General features: G+C 60.4%; 17 protein-coding genes. 5 read left to right on the plus strand and 12 right to left on the minus strand.

Going from position 1 to position 19,885, the window contains the following annotated elements; all coding sequences use genetic code 11:
• The first annotated feature begins 8 nt into the window (after positions 1 to 8).
• Both I5961_RS17650 and I5961_RS17655 read left to right on the plus strand, forming a co-directional pair.
• The gene (locus I5961_RS17650; RefSeq protein WP_227232940.1) at positions 9 to 926 is read left to right on the plus strand and encodes a class I SAM-dependent methyltransferase; all 918 of its coding nucleotides are present in this window, start codon (positions 9 to 11) and stop codon (positions 924 to 926) included.
• Positions 923 to 1,801, plus strand: a complete 879-nt coding sequence (locus tag I5961_RS17655; RefSeq protein ID WP_085703245.1) for an alpha/beta fold hydrolase — start codon at positions 923 to 925, stop codon at positions 1,799 to 1,801. The genes I5961_RS17650 and I5961_RS17655 overlap by 4 nt, the downstream gene beginning before the upstream one ends.
• A 43-nt stretch (positions 1,802 to 1,844) precedes the next feature.
• Here the strand turns inward: I5961_RS17655 and I5961_RS17660 are convergent, their stop codons facing one another.
• From I5961_RS17660 to I5961_RS17685, 6 genes are read right to left on the minus strand one after another with little or no spacing between them, the layout of a single operon-like run.
• On the minus strand, positions 1,845 to 3,587 hold the full coding sequence (locus I5961_RS17660) for an ABC transporter substrate-binding protein (RefSeq protein ID WP_085703246.1): 1,743 nt from the start codon (positions 3,585 to 3,587) through the stop codon (positions 1,845 to 1,847).
• 47 nt (positions 3,588 to 3,634) lie between these two features.
• Complete coding sequence (locus I5961_RS17665) at positions 3,635 to 3,907, minus strand: DUF2160 domain-containing protein (protein ID WP_039767461.1); 273 nt, start codon at positions 3,905 to 3,907, stop codon at positions 3,635 to 3,637.
• A gap of 10 nt (positions 3,908 to 3,917) precedes the next feature.
• On the minus strand, positions 3,918 to 4,718 hold the full coding sequence (locus I5961_RS17670) for a carbohydrate ABC transporter permease (protein WP_007951486.1): 801 nt from the start codon (positions 4,716 to 4,718) through the stop codon (positions 3,918 to 3,920).
• Positions 4,719 to 4,727: 9 nt separating this feature from the next.
• Positions 4,728 to 5,594, minus strand: coding sequence for a carbohydrate ABC transporter permease (locus I5961_RS17675; protein WP_007951487.1), 867 nt, complete (start codon positions 5,592 to 5,594; stop codon positions 4,728 to 4,730).
• A complete protein-coding gene (locus tag I5961_RS17680) occupies positions 5,591 to 6,703 on the minus strand; it encodes an ABC transporter ATP-binding protein (RefSeq protein WP_085703247.1) in 1,113 nt (370 codons plus the stop codon). The genes I5961_RS17675 and I5961_RS17680 overlap by 4 nt, the downstream gene beginning before the upstream one ends.
• Positions 6,703 to 7,797, minus strand: coding sequence for an ABC transporter ATP-binding protein (locus I5961_RS17685; protein ID WP_085703248.1), 1,095 nt, complete (start codon positions 7,795 to 7,797; stop codon positions 6,703 to 6,705). The genes I5961_RS17680 and I5961_RS17685 overlap by 1 nt, the downstream gene beginning before the upstream one ends.
• Before the next feature lie 363 nt (positions 7,798 to 8,160).
• On the opposite strand from I5961_RS17685, the gene I5961_RS17690 reads away from it, so the two are divergent.
• Positions 8,161 to 10,026 carry a sigma-54-dependent Fis family transcriptional regulator gene (locus I5961_RS17690; RefSeq protein WP_085703249.1) on the plus strand — a complete coding sequence of 622 codons (1,866 nt, stop codon included), beginning with the start codon at positions 8,161 to 8,163 and terminating at the stop codon, positions 10,024 to 10,026.
• 102 nt (positions 10,027 to 10,128) lie between these two features.
• Here I5961_RS17690 and cysS read toward each other — a convergent pair whose 3' ends face one another.
• The gene (cysS, locus tag I5961_RS17695) at positions 10,129 to 11,511 is read right to left on the minus strand and encodes a cysteine--tRNA ligase (RefSeq protein WP_085699081.1); all 1,383 of its coding nucleotides are present in this window, start codon (positions 11,509 to 11,511) and stop codon (positions 10,129 to 10,131) included.
• A 20-nt stretch (positions 11,512 to 11,531) separates the two neighbouring features.
• Complete coding sequence (locus tag I5961_RS17700) at positions 11,532 to 13,232, minus strand: glutamine--tRNA ligase/YqeY domain fusion protein (RefSeq protein ID WP_085703250.1); 1,701 nt, start codon at positions 13,230 to 13,232, stop codon at positions 11,532 to 11,534.
• Between the two features lie 250 nt (positions 13,233 to 13,482).
• Between I5961_RS17700 and I5961_RS17705 the strand changes: the two genes are divergently transcribed.
• On the plus strand, positions 13,483 to 13,989 hold the full coding sequence (locus tag I5961_RS17705; RefSeq protein WP_085690022.1) for a peptidylprolyl isomerase: 507 nt from the start codon (positions 13,483 to 13,485) through the stop codon (positions 13,987 to 13,989).
• The gene (gene lpxH, locus I5961_RS17710; protein WP_085703251.1) at positions 13,986 to 14,741 is read left to right on the plus strand and encodes a UDP-2,3-diacylglucosamine diphosphatase; all 756 of its coding nucleotides are present in this window, start codon (positions 13,986 to 13,988) and stop codon (positions 14,739 to 14,741) included. The genes I5961_RS17705 and lpxH overlap by 4 nt, the downstream gene beginning before the upstream one ends.
• Positions 14,742 to 14,893: 152 nt before the next feature.
• Here lpxH and I5961_RS17715 read toward each other — a convergent pair whose 3' ends face one another.
• The 4 genes from I5961_RS17715 to I5961_RS17730 form a co-directional block, all read right to left on the minus strand.
• Positions 14,894 to 16,423: a DHA2 family efflux MFS transporter permease subunit gene (locus tag I5961_RS17715; protein WP_085703252.1), complete on the minus strand. Its 1,530-nt coding sequence runs from the start codon at positions 16,421 to 16,423 to the stop codon at positions 14,894 to 14,896.
• A 154-nt stretch (positions 16,424 to 16,577) separates the two neighbouring features.
• Positions 16,578 to 17,780 carry an efflux RND transporter periplasmic adaptor subunit gene (locus I5961_RS17720; RefSeq protein WP_085699073.1) on the minus strand — a complete coding sequence of 401 codons (1,203 nt, stop codon included), beginning with the start codon at positions 17,778 to 17,780 and terminating at the stop codon, positions 16,578 to 16,580.
• 15 nt (positions 17,781 to 17,795) lie between these two features.
• A complete protein-coding gene (locus I5961_RS17725) occupies positions 17,796 to 19,265 on the minus strand; it encodes an efflux transporter outer membrane subunit (RefSeq protein ID WP_085703253.1) in 1,470 nt (489 codons plus the stop codon).
• Positions 19,255 to 19,737, minus strand: a complete 483-nt coding sequence (locus I5961_RS17730; RefSeq protein WP_085699069.1) for a MarR family winged helix-turn-helix transcriptional regulator — start codon at positions 19,735 to 19,737, stop codon at positions 19,255 to 19,257. The genes I5961_RS17725 and I5961_RS17730 overlap by 11 nt, the downstream gene beginning before the upstream one ends.
• Positions 19,738 to 19,885: the final 148 nt, after the last annotated feature.

Consider the following 19,885-nt stretch of genomic DNA (forward strand, 5'->3'; position numbering starts at 1 on the left):
AACTGACATTGGCCCGATCCATGCGCCTTCATCTCAATGAGAACGGCGCTGTTGGCCACTTCCTCGAACCGCGAGGCAGCGGACTGCATCAGGTTTTTTTCCTGCGGGTGAGCGATGAGCTCTGGGTCGGCCGCAAGCTCCTGCAACGTGACCGGCATTTTCGCTGGCAGGCCAGCAGCGTGCTCAAACCCGGCATGTTGTTTGGCCCGCATCTGCATTCATTGTGGGGGGATGACGGTTTGTCGATCGGCTATCGAACGGCCTCCCCCGCGGAGAAAACGCAGGTCTTCGAACATGCATTGCATCAGGCTGACAGCGAGATCCTGGTTCCCTTTCCACTGCTGGATGAGGCGGGCCGGGAAGCGGTCTGCCCGGCAGAGTTCTGGCAAGGCAACGAATCACTGGCCGAACAGCTGAACACTGACGAGCACCACCTGCGCGAATACTGCGCCGGGCTGCTCCAGGCCATCACTGAAAAAGGCGCACTGGTTTACGACCCGGCTTGTTCAACGGGCGCGTTCATCGCCCATCTCGCCCGCGCCCTGCCCGATTGTCTTTGCCTGGGCAGTGACCGCTCGGCCTCGATGATCGAACATGCCAGGCGATGGCACAGCGGAACATCCGTCGAGTTCGACGTGCTGGAGGCGAGTGAGGCCTTCGATACCGGGATTCGCTGCGATGTCTTGATCCTGCGTTTCCTCAACGCCGAAGTCTTGACCCGCCGAGAGGCGCAAACCGCATTCGAGTCGCTGATCCGCTGCGTCAAGCCCGGCGGCACGATCCTCGTTTTCGGTCACACCCCGGTGCTGATCCCGGTCACCTGGCTTGCCTCCATCCACCACCTGAAACTTGAATCCAGCGTCGCGGCCCGGCCGGGGCAAGTCGAGCTGTTCCAGTTTTATCGTCTGACGGTTCACGCGTCATGACCTTTTCCCTGCACAGCCGAGGTTATTACCCGACTGGTGACGGACATCGGCTCTATTGGGAACGCCATGGTGTTCCGGGACACGAACCGGTGTTTTTCCTCCATGGCGGCCCCGGCGGACGTATCAGTCGTCACCATCTGCAGTTTTTCGACCTGGGCCGGTTCGACATCATCCTGTTTGACCAACGAGGTTGCGGGCGCTCGACGCCCTACGGCGAGCTGCAGTACAACACCACCGGGTTGTGTGTCGAAGACATCGATGCCCTGCGCCAGCATTTCGGCTTCGAAAGAATCAGTGTGTTGGGAGTGTCATGGGGCAGTTGGCTGGCGATTCAGTACCAGCAGCGTTACCCGCAGCACCTGCTGAAAACCACGCTGGTTTCGGTATTCGTGCCGTTTGCCGCCAATGTCCGGGCTTACGATCAGGCGCTCAATGACGGGCTGAGGCAATCGCCAGAATCATCGTCCGGCCAACGCGCCAGGGACATCTACCGGATACTCGGCGAAGGCCGCCCATCGCAGCAACACCGCGCCGCCATCGAATGGTTGAACGCTGTTCTACGTCGCACAGGGCAGACGATCTGCCCCGACACCCTGGAGCGCTTTGTCGATCAGGAAGCGGTGCTCGCCATCCGCCTCGAACTGCATTACCACCTGCAGAACTACGGCTTCACGCCAGAGGATGAAGATCTGACTCTCGATGACAACACCCAGCTGATCCAGGGCATTCGCGACACCCATGGCATGGCCAGCGTGCGCTGGCTCAGGCAACGCATGAACATCCACTGCCGACTGCTGCACACCGGGCACAACGCTTTTGAAAACGCCACACTCAAAGCGGTGCGCCGGGCGGTGAAACGTGAAATCGAAGGCTAAAAAAAACGGCACCCGAAGGTGCCGTTCCGTCCTGCAAAAGCGCTTACTTGCGTGCCGCCTCCCACGACTTGAGCAGTTCGTTGTAGCTCACGGTTTCGCCTTTTGGTTTCTCGTTGGCCAGTTTCGGTTTTGGTGCGCCCGGCTGGTCGAACCAGTATTGCGCGTCGCGCTCGGGGTTCATTTTCGGTGCGCACACCGCCTGGGCCTTGGAGCGTTCCAGGCGAGTCATGATCGCGTCCTGATCCTTGGCCAGACCATCGAGGGCCTGTTGCGGGGTCTTCTCGCCGCTGGCGGCTTCGGCGATGTGGCTCCACCACAGTTGCGCCAGGCGTGGATAGTCCGGCACGTTGGTGCCGGTCGGCGTCCATTGCACCCGGGCCGGGCTGCGGTAGAACTCGACCAGACCACCGAGTTTCGGCGCCAGATCGGTCATCGCTTGCGAGTTGATGTCCGACTCGCGGATCGGCGTCAGGCCGACGATGGTTTTCTTCAGCGACACGGTTTTCGAGGTCACGAACTGCGCGTACAGCCAGGCTGCGAGTTTCTGCTTCTCAGGCGTGGATTTCATGAAGGTCCAGGAACCCACGTCCTGATAACCGAGTTTCATCCCCTCTTCCCAGTAAGGCCCGCGTGGCGACGGCGCCATGCGCCATTTCGGCGTGCCGTCGGCGTTGACCACCGGCAGGCCCGGTTTGGTCATGTCGGCGGTGAACGCGGTGTACCAGAAGATCTGCTGGGCGATGTTGCCCTGGGACGGCACCGGGCCGGACTCGGAGAAGGTCATGCCCGCCGCTTCCGGTGGCGCGTACTTCTTCAGCCAGTCGACGTATTTGGTGGTGGCGAACACCGCGGCCGGGCCGTTGGTGTCGCCGCCACGGGTCACGCTGGAACCGACCGGATGGCAATCCTCGACACGAATCCCCCACTCGTCCACTGGCAAGCCGTTGGGAATGCCCTTGTCGCCGCCACCGGCCATGGAGAACCAGGCATCGGTGAAGCGCCAGCCCAGGGACGGATCTTTCTTGCCGTAGTCCATGTGTCCGTAAATGCGCTTGCCGTCGATTTCCTTGACGTCTTCGCTGAAGAACTTGGCGATGTCTTCATAGGCCGACCAGTTCACCGGCACGCCCAGTTCATAGCCGTACTTTTCCTTGAACTTGGCTTTCAGGTCGGGGCGTTCGAACCAGTCGGCGCGGAACCAGTACAGGTTGGCGAACTGCTGGTCGGGCAATTGGTAGATCTTGCCGTCCGGCGCGGTGGTAAAGGAGATGCCGATGAAGTCCTTGATGTCGAGGGTCGGCGAGGTGAAGTTCTTGCCTTCGTTGGCCATCAGGTCGGTGATCGACTCGGTCTTGCCGTAGCGAAAGTGCGTACCGATCAGATCCGAGTCGTTGACCCAGCCGTCGTAGATGTTCTTGTCCGACTGCATGACGGTCTGCATTTTTTCCACGACGTCGCCTTCCTGCAACAGGTCGTGGGTCAGCTTGATGCCGGTGATTTCGCTGAAGGCCTTGGCCAGTACCTTGGATTCATATTCGTGGGTGGTCAGGGTTTCCGAGACGACCTTGATGTCCATCCCGCGAAACGGCTCGGCCGCCTTGATGAACCACTTCAGTTCTTCGAGCTGCTGCTCGGCTGTCAGGGTCGACGGCTTGAACTCGCTGCCGATCCATTTTTTTGCGGCATCTTCGTAGGCGTCGGCCCAGGCGGACGCGCTCAAACCGCTGAGTGCCAGCATGGCTGCCAATGAAATGCTATGTCGCAGCTTATTTTTCTTATCGAACATAGAGACCTCCTGTTAGGTTTTCGGAGCAAAATTGCCGAGCGATTCGACTAGCCCCAACGCATCACAGCCAACAGCCACACCAGGGACAACGCGGACGCTACCCAGATGCTCCAGTCGGTCACGCCAATTACCAGCAAATGCAGGTAGGCGCTGCCGAGAAGACCAATGAACAAGCGATCGCCACGGGTGGTGGCAATCGGCAGAAACCCTCGCCGCAAGATGCTCGGCGAGCGCAGTTCCCAGGTGGTCATGCCCACCAGGATCAAACCAATCACGATGAAAAACGCCGCCGTCGGGACGGTCCAGCTCATCCATTCCATCATCAGTTCCTCAGACCCGGCCCAGGGCAAAGCCCTTGGCCACGTGGTTGCGAACGAACCAGATCACCAGCATGCCGGGGAGAATAGTCAACACCCCCGCCGCCGCCAGTACACCCCAGTCAATGCCGGACGCCGACACCGTGCGCGTCATCACCGCTGCGATCGGTTTGGCGTTGACCGAGGTCAGCGTGCGCGCCAGCAACAGTTCGACCCAGGAAAACATGAAGCAGAAAAACGCCGTCACACCGATGCCGGAGCCGATCAGCGGGATGAAGATCTTCACGAAGAACTTGGGAAAGCTGTAGCCGTCGATGTAGGCGGTTTCGTCTATTTCCTTCGGCACCCCGGACATGAAGCCTTCGAGGATCCACACCGCCAGCGGCACGTTGAACAGGCAGTGCGCCAGCGCCACGGCTATGTGGGTGTCGAACAGGCCGATCGACGAATACAGCTGGAAGAACGGCAGCAGGAACACCGCCGGTGGCGCCATGCGGTTGGTCAGCAGCCAGAAGAACAGGTGCTTGTCGCCGAGAAAGCGATAACGCGAAAACGCATAGGCCGCCGGCAGTGCCACGGTCAGAGAAATGATCGTGTTCAGACTGACGTAGTACAGCGAGTTGATATACCCGGTGTACCAGCTCGGGTCGGTGAAGATCACCTTGTAGTTCGCCAGCGTGAAATCCTGTGGGAAAAGGGTCAGTCCGCCGAGGATTTCGGTGTTGCTCTTGAACGACATGTTCAGCAGCCAGTAGATCGGCACCAGCAGGAACAGGATGTAGAGCAGCAGGGGAATCAGCTTTCTTTTGCTCATGGCCGGGCCTCAGCGGTTGGCATCGTTGTGGGTCATGGCGGTGTAGAACAGCCAGGACACCAGCAGGATGATCAGGAAGTACACCAGCGAGAATGCCGCCGCCGGCCCCAGGTCGAATTGGCCTACGGCCATCTGGGTCAGGGTCTGACTCAGGAAGGTCGTCGAGTTACCCGGCCCGCCGCCGGTGAGCACGAACGGCTCGGTGTAGATCATGAAGCTGTCCATGAAGCGCAGCATCACCGCGATCAGCAGCACACTCTTCAACTTGGGCAACTGAATGTGCCGGAATACGGCCCAGGCCGAGGCCCGGTCGATACGCGCAGCCTGGTAGTACACATCGGGAATCGCCCGCAGCCCGGAGAAACACAACAGCGCCACCAGCGAAGTCCAGTGCCACACGTCCATCACCAGCACGGTGACCCAGGCGTCCATGGTGTTGGCGGCATAGTTATAGCTGATGCCCATGGCGTTGAGGCTCGACCCGAGCAGGCCGATGTCGGCGCGGCCGAAAATCTGCCAGATGGTGCCGACCACGTTCCACGGAATCAGCAGCGGAATCGCCAGCACGATCAGCACCACTGACGACCAGCGCCCCTTGGTCGGCATGGTCAGCGCGATGGCGATGCCGAGCGGGATTTCGATCAGCAGCACGCACGCCGAGTAGATGAACTGACGCAACAACGAGTCGTGCAGACGCGGATCGAGCAGCACCTGCTTGTACCAGTCGGCGCCCACGAAGTAGCGGCTGGACTGGTCGAAGATGTCCTGCACCGAATAGTTGACCACGGTCATCATCGGAATGACGGCACTGAAGGCCACCAGCAGGAACACCGGCAACACCAGCCACCAGGCCTTGTTGTTTTGCACCTTGTTCATGGCTGTACCTCGCTGTCGGTGGCATCCAGCAGAAACTCGTCGGCATAGACCATCAGCCACTGCGCCGGAAAACTGATGTAAGCCGTGCCCTGCGGCACCGGTTTGTCTTCGGCCAGACGCACCTTCAGCGGGGCGCCGTCCAGGTCCAGGGTCATGATCTTGTAGGTGCCGAGGTCTTCGACGTGTACGACCCGTGCCTGCATCGCGTCATCAAACGGCTCGTCCCACACATGGATGAACTCGGGGCGGATGCCGACCTTCAGATTTTTCCACTGGCAGTGTTCGATATGGCGCTGCAAGGCGTCGGACAACGGCAGATGGGTCGAGTTGAAACCGACACCGCCCGGTTGCGGCTGTACCTCAATCAGATTCATCCCCGGGCTGCCGATGAAGTAGCCGACAAAGGTGTGGCTCGGCCGCTCGAACAATTCCCGTGGCGTACCGAACTGGACGATCTGCCCGCCGTACATCACCGCAATCTTGTCGGCGAAGGTCGACGCCTCCAGCTGATCGTGGGTGACGTAGACCATGGTGATGTTGAACTGCTCGTGGATCTGCTTGAGCTTGCGCCGCAGTTTCCATTTCAGGTGCGGGTCGATCACCGTCAGCGGCTCGTCGAAGAGGATCGCCGACACGTCGTCGCGCACCAGGCCACGGCCCATGGAGACTTTCTGTTTTTCGTCGGCGGTGAGGTTGCGCGCCTTTTTGCTCAACAGGTTTTGCAGATCGAGGACTTCGGCGATTTCCTGCACCTTGCTGTGTACTTTCGCCTCGGCCAGGCCCTGATTTCTCAAGGGAAAGGCCAGGTTGTCGAACACGGTCATGGTGTCGTACACCACCGGAAACTGAAAAACCTGAGCGATGTTGCGCTTCTCCGGGGTCAGGTCGTTGACCGCTTTGCCGTCGAACAACACATGCCCCTGGGACGGGCTGAGCAAACCGGAAATGATGTTGAGCAAGGTCGATTTGCCGCAGCCCGAAGGGCCGAGCAAGGCATACGCGCCGCCCTGCTCCCAGATGTGGTCCATCTCGCGGATCGCGTAATCCTCGGGCCCGCTCGGGGTTTTGCTGTAGCTGTGGGCGAGGTGCTGCAAACGGATTTCGGCCATCAGGCAACCCTCGCGACACGCCGGCCCGGTGCCTGCACCAGCCGGCCCTGCGCATCGAACACAAACAGTTTATGGGTCGGGATATAGATGCGGATCGGCGCATCGACGTCGTATTCGTGAACACCCGGCAGATGCAGCACCAGCAGGAAATGCTCGTTGCGCACGTGCAGGAAGGTTTCCGAACCGCTGATCTCCGCCACCTCGACGGTCACCGCCAGTTCCAGGTCGTCATCGTTGCTCGGTACCAGCGAGATGTGGCTCGGGCGCACGCCAAAACGGTACTCGCCCTCGCCCACCGGCCGCAGATCGACGTTCAACGGAAAGTGTACGAAGTTGGCGAAGCTCACTTCGTTGCCGGCGATACGTCCCGGCATCAGGTTGATCGGTGGCTCGGAGAACAATTCGGCCGCCAGCACGGTTTTCGGCTGGTGATAGACCTCGGTCGAAGGGCCGCTCTGGATCACCCGACCTTCGTGAAGAATGGTAGTGGTGCCGCCCAGCGCCAGCGCTTCGTTGGGTTCGGTGGTGGCGTAGATGGCGATGGTATGGCGCGCCTTGAACAGCTCGCGCATCTCCTGGCGCAGCTCTTCGCGCAATTTGTAGTCGAGGTTGACCAGCGGCTCATCGAACAGGATCAGCTCGGCATCCTTGACCAGCGCTCGCGCCATGGCGGTGCGCTGCTGCTGGCCGCCGGACAGTTCCAGCGGATAGCGCTTCAGAAACTTCTCGATGCGCAGCATCTTCGCGGTTTCCTGCACCTTGCTCTGGATCAGCTCGTTGGAGATCCCGGCCTGGCGCAACGGCGAGGCAATGTTCTCGAACACCGTCATGGTCGGGTAATTGATGAATTGCTGATAGACCATCGACACGTTGCGCAAACGCACCGGGCGCTGAGTAACGTCGACGCCGTTCATCAGGATGCGGCCGCTGTCGGGCTTGTCCAGACCGGCCATCAGGCGCATCAGACTGGTTTTGCCGGACAGCGTACGTCCGAGCAAAACGTTAAAGGATCCAGGTTCGAATTTCAGGCTCGCATCGTCGATCCAGGTCTGGCCCTCGACGGTACGGCTGACGTGCTCCAGGGTGAGTGACATTGCTCGGCCTTTTTATTATTGGAGTCAAGCGACCTGTCCTGTAGAGCGACATTCGTGCCAGAAACGGCAAGCTGTTGATTTACCGTCGAATTCACTGAAAGCCACGCAAACCGTGGTTCGTAGCTGAACACAAATGAACAGTTGTGACTGAACAATTGAACAGTCGCGCGATTGACAATGAACAATAGTGAACAACACTCTATGGATGCTTTTTGGCACGGATCCTGTGAGAGCGAGCTTGCTCGCGATGGCGGTATGTCATTCACCGTTGATGTAACTGACACATCGCTATCGCGAGCAAGCTCGCTCCCACAGAGATCTCAATAACAATAATAAAAATGCTGTATTCAGAGGCTGACTGCCATGGCCGCACCTGCCCCGCCGCTTTCCCATGACGCCATCGTCCAGGACTCCTGGTCCCGTTGCCGCGCCTTCGGTCTCAATCATCAAAGCGCCCCGGCTTTCGATCAGCTGCCCGCCGCCGGCATCGCGCAGTTGCTCGACCGCCATCATTCGCTGGTGCAGACCACTCACCAGGAAGTGCTGCCGTATTACGAGAACATCCTGAGCAACTCCAACTGCCTGATCATGCTGGCCGACAATCAGGGCCAGGTTTTGACGTCCTGGGGCACCCAGCGCTTTATCGAGCCGAATCTGGCGCGGGGTTTCCAGGCCGGCGCCAGTTGGGTCGAGCGCGCCAGCGGCACCAACGCCATCGGCACGGCGCTGGCCTGTGAGCAGGCGGTGCACATCGAACACGATGAACACTTTCTCAAGGCCAACCGTTTCATGACCGGTTCCGCTGCACCGATTTTCGATGCCGAGCGCAAGGTCATCGCCGTGCTCGACGTGTCCAGCGACAGCTACCTGCCGCCCTCGCACACCCTCGGCATGGTCAAGATGATGAGCCAGACGGTGGAGAACCGACTGATCCTCAACCTGTTCCACGGCCAGCACTTTCAACTGACATTCAACACCGGGTTGAACAACCTCGACAGCCAGTGGGCCGGGCTGCTGATCTTTGATGAGAGCGGTCAGGTGCTGTCGGCCAACCGTCGGGCCGACAATCTGTTGGGTGTGCGGTTATCCCGGGTCAGCGTTGAAAGCCTGTTCAAGGTGTCGTTGCTGGAGTTGATCAATCAGCCGGACGGATTGCCGTTTGCCTTGCAGACCTCGGGGCGCAATCGTTTCCAGTGTTTGTTGAAACGGCCTAAACAGGTGCCGATTCAGGCGCGGGTCTTCAATGAAACCAGAACCGCTGAAACCAGAACCGCCGAACCGAAAGTCGCCGTACCGACGGCGATCAGCCTGAGCACTTTGCATTTCGGCGACAGCCGCGTGGAAAAAGCCGTGCGCCAGGCTGAACGCCTGCTGGAAAAGGACATCCCGCTGCTGATTCACGGCGAAACCGGGGTTGGCAAGGAAGTTTTCGTCAAAGCCCTGCATCAGGCCAGCTCACGCTGCAAACAGGCGTTCATCGCCGTCAACTGCGCGGCGATCCCCGCCGAACTGGTGGAGTCAGAGCTGTTCGGCTACGAGAAAGGCGCGTTCACCGGCGCCAACCAGAAAGGCAGCATCGGGCTGATCCGCAAGGCCGACAAAGGCACGCTGTTTCTCGATGAAATTGGCGATATGCCCCTGCCAACCCAGGCAAGGCTGTTGCGGGTGTTGCAGGAGCGCTGCGTGCAACCGGTGGGCAGCAGCGAGCTGTTTCCTGTGGATCTGCGGATCATCTCCGCCACCAACCGTTCGCTCAGGGAACAGGTGCAACTGGGGCGCTTTCGCGAAGACTTGTACTACCGCATTGGCGGTTTGACTCTGGAGTTGCCACCGCTACGCGAGCGCAGCGACAAGCAGGCGCTGTTCAAACGGCTGTGGGAACAGCATCGCGAGCCGACGCAGTGGGCGGGATTGAGTCGTGAAGTGCTGGAACTGTTCGAACGGCACCCGTGGCCGGGCAATCTGCGTCAGGTCAGCAGCGTGATGCAGGTGGCGCTGGCGATGGCCGAGGAACAACCGATTCGACCCGAGCATCTGCCGGACGATTTTTTCGTCGATCTGGAGATGGAGCCGGTAGAGGTGGCCGAGCCGTTGGGCATTGATCTGAACGATGCCGAGGCGTTGAACCGGGAGTTGCAGTTGGCCGGGGGCAATATTTCCCATCTGGCGCGACGGTTGGGGGTGAGCCGCAATACGCTGTACAAGCGATTGCGGCAGCTTGAAAACTGAGCGCCCCACGGGATCGATCCCATGCTCTGCGTGGGAACGATCACGCCGTCAGAAAAACAAAAACCCGCACAAGGCGGGTTTTGTTTGTAACAGGCGCAGCAATCAGTCAGCCAGACGCCAGGTCGTGCCGCCCTTGCCGTCTTCCAGCACCACGCCCATGGCGGTGAGCTGGTCACGGATGCGGTCGGATTCAGCCCAGTCCTTGCCGGCACGTGCCGCCAGACGCGCAGCGATCAGCGCCTCGACTTCAGCTGCATCGACACGCCCTTCGGCGCCGGCCTGCAGGAAGTCATCGGCCTCGAGCTGCAACACACCGAGCACGCTGGCCAGTTCTTTCAGGCGCGCCGCCAGACCGGCCGCGGCATCGAGATCGCTCTCGCGCAGACGGTTGATCTCACGGACCATCTCGAACAGCACCGCGCAGGCTTCCGGGGTGCCGAAGTCGTCGTTCATCACCGTGGTGAAACGCTCGACGAACGCTTCGCCGCCAGCCGGCGCCACGTTCGGCAGGCCTTTCAACGCGTGGTAGAAACGCTCCAGTGCGCCCTTGGCGTCCTTGAGGTTGTCTTCCGAGTAGTTGATCGCGCTGCGGTAGTGGCTCGACACCAGCAGATAACGCACGACTTCCGGGTGGTACTTGTCGAGCACGTCGCGAATGGTGAAGAAGTTGTTCAACGACTTGGACATCTTCTCGCCATTGATACGGATCATGCCGCAATGCATCCACGCGTTGGCGTAGGTCTTGCCGGTGGCCGCTTCGCTCTGGGCGATTTCGTTTTCGTGGTGCGGAAACTCGAGGTCGCTGCCGCCGCCATGAATGTCGAAAGTCTCACCGAGGCAGCAGGTGGACATCACCGAGCACTCGATGTGCCAGCCCGGACGCCCGGCGCCCCACGGCGACTCCCAGCTCGGCTCGCCCGGCTTGACGCCTTTCCACAGCACGAAGTCCAGAGGATCTTCCTTGGCTTCGTCGACTTCAATCCGCGCACCGATGCGCAGGTCTTCGATCTTCTTGCGCGAAAGCTTGCCGTAGCCCATGAACTTGCCGACGCGGTAGTACACGTCGCCATTGCCCGGGGCGTAGGCGAAGCCCTTGTCGATCAGGGTCTGGATCATCGCGTGCATGCCAGGGATGTGATCCGTGGCGCGCGGTTCCATGTCCGGCTTCTGGATGTTCAGGCGCGCTTCGTCTTCGTGCATCGCCGCGATCATGCGTTCGGTCAACGCTTCGAACGACTCGCCGTTCTCGTTGGCCCGGTTGATGATCTTGTCGTCGATGTCGGTGATGTTGCGCACGTAGGTCAGGTCATAACCGCTGAACCGCAACCAGCGGGTCACCAGGTCGAACGCGACCATGCTGCGGCCGTGGCCCAGGTGGCAGTAGTCGTACACGGTCATCCCGCAGACGTACATGCGCACCTTGTTGCCATCCAGCGGCTTGAAGACTTCTTTGCTCTTGGTGAGCGTGTTGTAGATCGTAAGCACGGTGTTTCCTTAAGACTTGATCACTGGCCCCACGAATCACGCAGGGTCACGGTACGGTTGAATACCGGCTGACCGGGTTTCGAGTCCTTGATATCCGCGACGAAGTAGCCTTCACGCTCGAACTGGAAACGGTCTTCCGGCTGTGCATTGCCCAGCGAAGGCTCAGCACGACAACCGGTCAGCACTTGCAGTGAGTCAGGGTTGATGTTGTCCAGGAAACTCGCGCTGTCTTCGGCCTTCTCCGGGTTCGGAGAACGGAACAGGCGATCGTACAGACGCACTTCGCACTCGATGCTGGCAGCGGCCGGCACCCAGTGGATCACGCCCTTGACCTTGCGGCCTTCAGGGTTCTTGCCCAGGGTGTCCGGATCGTACGAGCAACGCAGTTCGACGATGTTGCCGTCGGCGTCCTTGATCGCTTCGTCGGCACGGATCACGTAGCTGCCGCGCAGACGCACTTCACCGTTCGGCTCCAGGCGCTTGTAGCCTTTTGGCGGCTCTTCCATGAAGTCATCGCGGTCGATGTAGATTTCACGGGCGAACGGCAGCTGGCGCACGCCGAGTTCTTCTTTCTGCGGATGACGCGGCAGTTCGAGGTTCTCGACCTGGTCTTGCGGATAGTTGGTGATCACGACTTTCAACGGACGCAGCACGCACATGGCGCGCGGGGCGTTCGCGTCCAGGTCCTGACGGATGCTGAACTCGAGCATGCCGAAGTCGACCACGCCGTCGGAACGGTTGGTGCCGATCATCTCGCAGAAGTTGCGGATCGACGCCGGGGTGTAGCCACGGCGGCGGAAGCCCGACAGCGTCGACATGCGCGGATCGTCCCAGCCGTTGACGTGTTTCTCGTCAACCAGTTGCTTGAGCTTGCGCTTGCTGGTGATGGTGTAGTTGAGGTTCAGACGGCTGAACTCGTACTGACGCGGGTGCGCCGGCACTGGCAGTGCGTCGAGGAACCACTCGTACAGCGGACGATGGCTTTCGAACTCCAGGGTGCAGATCGAGTGAGTGATGCCTTCGATGGCGTCCGACTGACCGTGGGTGAAGTCGTAGTTCGGGTAGATGCACCACTTGTCACCGGTCTGGTGGTGATGGGCGTGGCGGATGCGGTACATGATCGGGTCGCGCAGGTTCATGTTCGGCGAGGCCATGTCGATCTTGGCGCGCAGCACACGGGCACCGTCCGGGAACTCGCCGGCGCGCATGCGGGCGAACCAGTCCAAGTTCTCTTCCACCGAACGGTCGCGGAACGGGCTGTTCTTGCCAGGTTCGGTCAGGCTGCCGCGGTACTCCTTGGCCTGCTCAGGCGTCAGGTCGTCGACGTAGGCCTTGCCGGCCTTGATCAGCTCGACGGCCCAGTCGTGCAGCTGGTCGAAGTATTGCGAGGCATAGCGCACTTCGCCGGACCATTCGAAGCCCAGCCATTTGACGTCGCTTTCGATCGCGTCGATGTATTCCTGGTCTTCCTTGGCCGGGTTGGTGTCGTCGAAACGCAGGTGAGTGACGCCGCCGAACTCCTGGGCCAGGCCGAAGTTCACACAGATCGACTTGGCGTGACCGATGTGCAGGTAACCATTGGGCTCAGGCGGGAAACGGGTGACGATCTGCGTGTGCTTACCCGAGTCCAGGTCCGCCTGGATGATCGGGCGCAGGAAATTGACCGGCGTAACGGGGCCGGTCTTGGAATTCGAGGTAGGGTCGACAGTGGGCTTGCTCATAGGATCCTTGAACGTACAGTGCGCGGCCGGGACACGGGCCTGACAAAACAAAGCCGCTATCATAGCCGATGCTGTCAAGCCCCTGACAGAGCGGGGCTTAAAAGGAATGCATTTAATCGCCGGGTTTTGAAAAACAGCCTCGAAATTCGCGCCTGTCACGCTAAACTGCGCACCTTGGCCCTCAGGGGCTGAACCGGTACGGGGCCGAAATGTCCCAATACCCACGAATTCCTTATAAAGAGTAGCGATCATGACTCAAGTTAAATTGACCACCAACTTCGGTGACATCGTCCTGCAACTGGACGCTGAAAAGGCGCCGGTCACCACCGCCAACTTCATCGAGTACGTTAAAAAGGGTCACTACGAGAACGTCGTGTTCCACCGCGTCATCAAAGGTTTCATGATCCAGGGCGGCGGTTTCGAGCCAGGCATGAAAGAAAAGAAAGACAAGAGCCCGAGCATCCAGAACGAAGCCGACAACGGTCTGAAGAACGACAAGTACACCATCGCCATGGCCCGTACCATGGACCCGCATTCGGCTTCGGCGCAGTTCTTCATCAACGCCTCCGACAACAGCTTCCTGAACCACACCGCCAAGACCGCTCAGGGCTGGGGTTATGCCGTGTTCGGTAAAGTGGTTGCGGGCACCGACGTTGTCGACAAGATCGAAGGCGTTTCCACCACGTCCAAGGCAGGCCACCAGGACGTACCGGCAGACGACGTGATCATCGAGAAAGCCGAGATCATCGAAGCGTGATATTGCTGATTTCAGACTTGCATCTGGAAGAGGAGCGCCCGGACATTACCCGGGCGTTTCTGGATTTGCTCGCCGGACGCGCCCGCTCGGCGAGTGCGTTGTACATTCTGGGCGACTTCTTCGAAGCGTGGATTGGCGACGACGCCATGACCCCCTTCCAGCGTTCCATCTGCCAGGCCCTGCGCGAACTCAGCGACAGCGGCACGGCCATATTTCTGATGCACGGCAATCGCGACTTCATGCTCGGCAAGGCCTTTTGCAAACAGGCCGGCTGCACGCTGTTGAAGGACCCGAGTGTCGTGCAGTTTTACGGCGAACCGGTATTGCTGATGCACGGCGACAGCCTGTGCACCCGCGACGAAGACTATATGAAGCTGCGCCGTTATCTGCGCAACCCGCTCAGCCTGTTCATCCTGCGCAACCTGCCCTTGCGCACCCGCCACAAGCTCGCCCGCAAGTTGCGCAGCGAAAGCCGCGCGCAGACACGGATGAAGGCCAATGACATCGTCGATGTCACGCCGCAGGAAATTCCGCGGATCATGCAGGAATACGGAGTGAAAACCCTGGTTCACGGGCACACCCATCGCCCGGCGATCCACAAGTTGCAGATCGGCGATCAGGCGGCGAAGCGGATTGTGCTGGGGGATTGGGATCGTCAGGGTTGGGCATTGCAGGTGGATGAGAACGGGTTTGCGTTGGCGCCCTTTGACTTTGCGCCACCGCCAGCATTACCCGCCCCTGCCACCGCCTGATCGTTCCCGGACTTAGTTGATCGTTCCCACGCTCTGCGTGGGAATGCCTCAATGGACGCTCCGCGTCCGCTTCGGCATGGGACGCGGAGCGTCCCGGGCTGCATTCCCACGCAGACGGTTCGACGCCTCGACGTGGGAACGATCTGCCTGACTTAGTGACCGCTGGCGGCCGGGCCTGCCTTGGCAGCAAACGGCGGTTTCGCCAGCCACACAATCAGAATCAACCCCATAAAGCCCCAACCGAGCAGCGTGAAGTAATCCACGGTGGAGAGCATATACGCCTGACTGGTGAGAATCTGATCCATCTGCGCATACGCCGATTGGCTCGCGCCCCCCAGCGAATGCAAGGTCTCGCGAGTCGCTGGTTCGAAGGTGCTGATGCTCTCGCTCATATAGGCATGATGCTGATCCGCCCGGCGAATCCAGATCCATGTCGTCAACGACGCCGCAAAGCTGCCGCCCAATGTCCGCAGGAACGTCGCCAGACCGGCGCCATCGGCAATCTGACTTGGCGGTAGATCCGACATCAGAATGCTCAAGGTCGGCATGAAGAACAGCGCCACCCCAATCCCCATGAACAGCTGCACCAGGGCGATGTGCTGGAAATCCACCTCGTTGGTGAATTCGGCACGCATGAAGCAGCTCAGGCCGATCGCCAGGAACGCCAGACCGGCCAGCAGGCGCAGGTCGAACTTGTGCGCGTACTTGCCGACAAACGGTGACAGCAGCACCGGCAGAATGCCGATCGGCGCCACCGCCAGCCCGGCCCAGGTCGCGGTGTAACCCATCTGGGTCTGCAACCACTGCGGCAAGATCAGGTTGATGCCGAAGAATCCGGCATACCCCAACACCAGCACCAGCGTGCCGATGCGGAAGTTGCGATAGGCAAACAGCCGCAGATTGACCACCGGATGCTGGTCGGTCATTTCCCAGATCACGAACACCGCCAGCGCAATCACCGAAATCGCCGCGCCGATGATGATGAAGTTCGATTCGAACCAGTCCAGGTCATTGCCCTTGTCGAGGATCACCTGCAAGGCGCCCACGCCGATGATCAGCGTGATCAGCCCGACGTAATCCATTGGCTGACGACTGGTGACCACCGGGCGCTTGGCCAGCTGCTGGCGCACCACCATCACCGCGAAGATCCCGATCGGCACGTTGATGAAGAAGATCCAAGGCCAGCTGTAACTGTCGGTAATCCAGCCGCCGAGGATCGGCCCGGCGATGGGCGCCACCACCGTGACCATCGCCAGCAACGCCAAGGCCATGCCCCGCCTTGCTGGCGGATAGACCGCAATCAACAGTGTCTGGGTCATCGGGTACAACGGCCCGGCCACCAGGCCTTGCAGCACGCGAAAACCGATCAGTTCCGGCATCGAGGTGGAAATACCGCAGAGGAACGAAGCCAGCACAAACAGGATGGTCGCCCACAGAAACAGCTTCACCTCGCCGAAGCGACGGCTCAGCCAGCCGGTGAGCGGCAGCGCGATGGCGTTGCTCACGGCGAACGAGGTGATGACCCAGGTGCCCTGCTCCGAACTCACGCCGAGGTTGCCGGAAATGGTCGGCAGCGCCACGTTGGCGATGGTGGTATCGAGCACCTGCATAAAGGTCGCCAGCGACAGGCCGATGGTGCTGAGCAACAGGCTGGGCGGCGAAAAAGAGGCGTTATTGCTCATCGCGAATCCTTTGGAACTCGGCGGGTGCCGCGCTTGTTACAGACGCAGTAACCTTTGTGGGAGCGAGCTTGCTCGCGATGGCGGTCTGTCCGATAAATCAATGCTGAATGACACACCGCTCTCGCGAGCAAGCTCGTTCCCACAGGGGAAGGGATCAGCGTTGCGCGGTCTTGCTGACCGCCGCGCTGTTGTCGTGGATCAATTGGGTGATCATCGCGTCGGCTTCGGCCAATTGACGGTCGTAGACGTTGGTGCTGAACGAAGCTTTTTGCGGCGGCTGCTGGGCCAGTACCGGGCCGCTCTGGTCATGCAGGTTGACCTCGACATTGGTCGACAGACCGACGCGCAGCGGGTGTTTGGCCAGTTCTTCGGCGTTGACGTGAATCCGTACCGGCACCCGTTGCACGATCTTGATCCAGTTACCGGTGGCGTTCTGCGCCGGCAACAGAGCGAACGCGCTGCCGGTGCCTGCGCCGAGGCTGTCGACAGTGCCGCTGAACTTCACGTCGCTGCCGTAGATGTCCGACTCGATCTCCACCGGTTGGCCAATGCGCATGTCACGCAGCTGGGTTTCCTTGAAGTTGGCGTCGATCCACAGCTGATCCAGTGGAATCACCGCCATCAGTGCGGTGCCCGGCTGCACACGCTGGCCGAGTTGCACGGTACGTTTGGCGACATAACCGGTAACCGGCGCAATCAAGGTGCTGCGAGCGTTGGTCAGGTAGGCCTGACGCAGTTGCGCGGCGGCGGCCATCACGTCCGGGTGCGAGGAAACCACAGTGTCATCGACCAGCGCGCTGGTGGTTTTCAGTTGCTGTTTGGCATTGGCCAGAGCGTTCTGTGCCGAGGTCAGGTCATCGCGGGCGTGGGACAGTTCTTCCTGGGAAATCGCCCCGCCGGCCGCGAGATTTTTCCGCCGGTTGAAGTTGTCCTGGGCTTTCTGCACTTCGGCCTGTTGCGCGTTGACCTGAGCCTTCATGCCGTCGACGTTGCTGTACAGACCGCGCACCTGACGCACGGTGCGGGCCAGATTGGCCTTGGCACTTTGCAGGCCGACTTCGGCGTCGTTCGGGTCGAAGTTGATCAGCACCTGGCCTTCCTGAACCAGATCGCCATCGTCGGCGCCGATGCTGACCACGGTGCCGGTCACCAGCGGGGTGATTTCCACCACGTTGCCGTTGACGTAGGCGTCGTCGGTGCTTTCGCTCCAGCGCCCGATGAATTCGTGATACGCCCAGACACCGGCACCGGCGAGGGCAACCACAACGGCCAGCACCAGCAGCATCACCTTGCGTTTGCGCGGATTGCCAGTGTCCTGGGCGTTGTCTTGAGCTTGTGTGTTTTCGGCAGTGGCCATGACAAATACCTTGAATTAGTTGTGCGGCGTGGCTGGGGTGGCGTTGGCTGCGGTCAGGGTTTGCCCCTGGAAGCCGCCGCCCAGCGCTTGCATCAGTTGAATCGACAGGTCGATCTGCTCGGCATTCAGGTTGGCCAGCTGACGCTGGGCCTGCAGCAATTGCTGCTCGATGCTGAGCACGTCCAGGTAGTTGCCGATGCCGGAACCGTAACGCTGGACGACGGTGTTGTAAGAGTCCTGGGCAATCTCGGTCGCGTGCTGCTGGGCGCCGATCTGCCGGCCGATATCACGCAACTGGTTGATCGTGTCGCTGACATCGCCCAAGGCTTTCACCAGGTTTTTGTTGTACTGCGCCACGGCGAGGTCGTAGTCGGCGTCGCGGGCATCGAGGTTGGCGCGCAGGCGTCCGCCATCGAAGATCGGCACCGAAATCGTCGGGGCAATGTTGAAGAAGCGACTGGCGGAACCGAACATCGCGTCCCCCAACAAGGATTCGGCACCGGCGGAAGCCGACAGGTTCAAGTTGGGATAGAAGCGGGTCTTGGCTGAGTCGATGTCCTTGCTCGCCGCCTCGACACGCCAGCGCGCGGCAACCAGATCCGGGCGACGGCCCAGCAGTTCGGCCGGCAGCACCGATGGCAGCGCGACGGCGCTGGCTTGCAGGACTTTCGGCCGGGCGATTTCGCTGGCGCGATCCGGGCCTTTGCCGAGCAGTACCGCCAAAGCGATTTTTGCGCTGTTCAGGCGCTTTTCGGCGTCGATCAGGCTGGCTTCGGAGCTGGCTTCCAGGCTTTGGGTCTGCTGGAACTGGTACTGACTGTCGATCCCGGAGCTCAAACGACGCTGACTCAGGTCGAGCATCTGCTTGGTGCGCTTGAGGTCTTCGTTGGCCAGGTCATAAACGATATGCGCCTGACCCAGATCGCTGTAGGCCCGGGCCACGTCGGCAGCCAGGGTCAACTGCGCGGCCTGACGGTCGACTTCGGCGGCACGGGCCTGACCGAGTGCGGCTTCCCAGGCATCGCGCTGACCGCCCCACAGGTCGAAGTTGTAATTGAAGCCGGCGCTGATGTTGCGCGTGGTGGCGTAGGCATCGCCCTGCCCTCGCGGGTCCTGATCCTTGGCCAGACGCGAACGGCTGATGCCTGCGCTGGCGTCGAGGGTCGGATAGCGCTCGGCATCAGCGGCATACGCGGCGGCGCTGGCCTGATGGGCACGGGCGTCGGCGATCTGCATGTCCGGGCTGTCTTTCAGGGCCTCGCGGATCAGACCGTCGAGCTGCGGATCGCCGAGGCTGGTCCACCAGTCGCTTTTCGGCCACGCGGCCGGCGACAGTGTCACGCCATTGAGGGATTGGCCGACCTTAAGGTCTTTCGCATCAAGGTTTTTGCCATGGGTATCGAGGCCGCTGTAGTTGGCGCAACCGGCGAGGATCATCGCCGACAGCACCAGTGTCAGGCTGCTGCGCAAGGTTTTACCGCTCATTGTGTTCACCTAGCCGCTGGATGGTGATCGGGTCACCGGCCGCCAGCAAAATTTTCTTGAGGATGTATTCCAGGGTTTTCAACTCATCCGGAGTAATCGCGCCGGCCAGCTCATTCATGGCGTCGGCACCGATGTGCGGCAGACGATCGGCCAGCGCCTGACCTTGCCCGGTGAGCTTCAACTGCACCTGACGACGATCGCCTTCGCTGCGCTGGCGGATCAGGAAGTCTTTCTGCTCCAGACGGTCGAGCATGCGGGTCATCGAACCGCTGTCCAGCGACAGGTGCCGACACAGCTCGGCCGGGGTGTCGACGCCGTACTGGGCCATGATGATCAACACCTTGAACTGCGCGGCAGTGATGCCGTGGGGTTCCATGTGGGTGTCGATGATCCTGTCCTTGAGCAAGGCTGCACGGCCGAGCAACAGGCCGAGGTGACAATGCTTGAATTCATCCGGGGTGAAATGCTTCATGTACGCACCTAATAACTGCCTAGGCAGTGAATGTATGTCGAGATGTTACTGCCTAGGCAGCGAATGTCAACGCAATAGTTAGGCTGCTTTGTAATTAGGCGATAACTGACCGCACGAGATCGTTCCCACGCTCTGCGTGGGCATGCAG

The sequence above is a fragment of the Pseudomonas sp. IAC-BECa141 genome (assembly GCF_020544405.1).
Lineage (GTDB): Bacteria > Pseudomonadota > Gammaproteobacteria > Pseudomonadales > Pseudomonadaceae > Aquipseudomonas.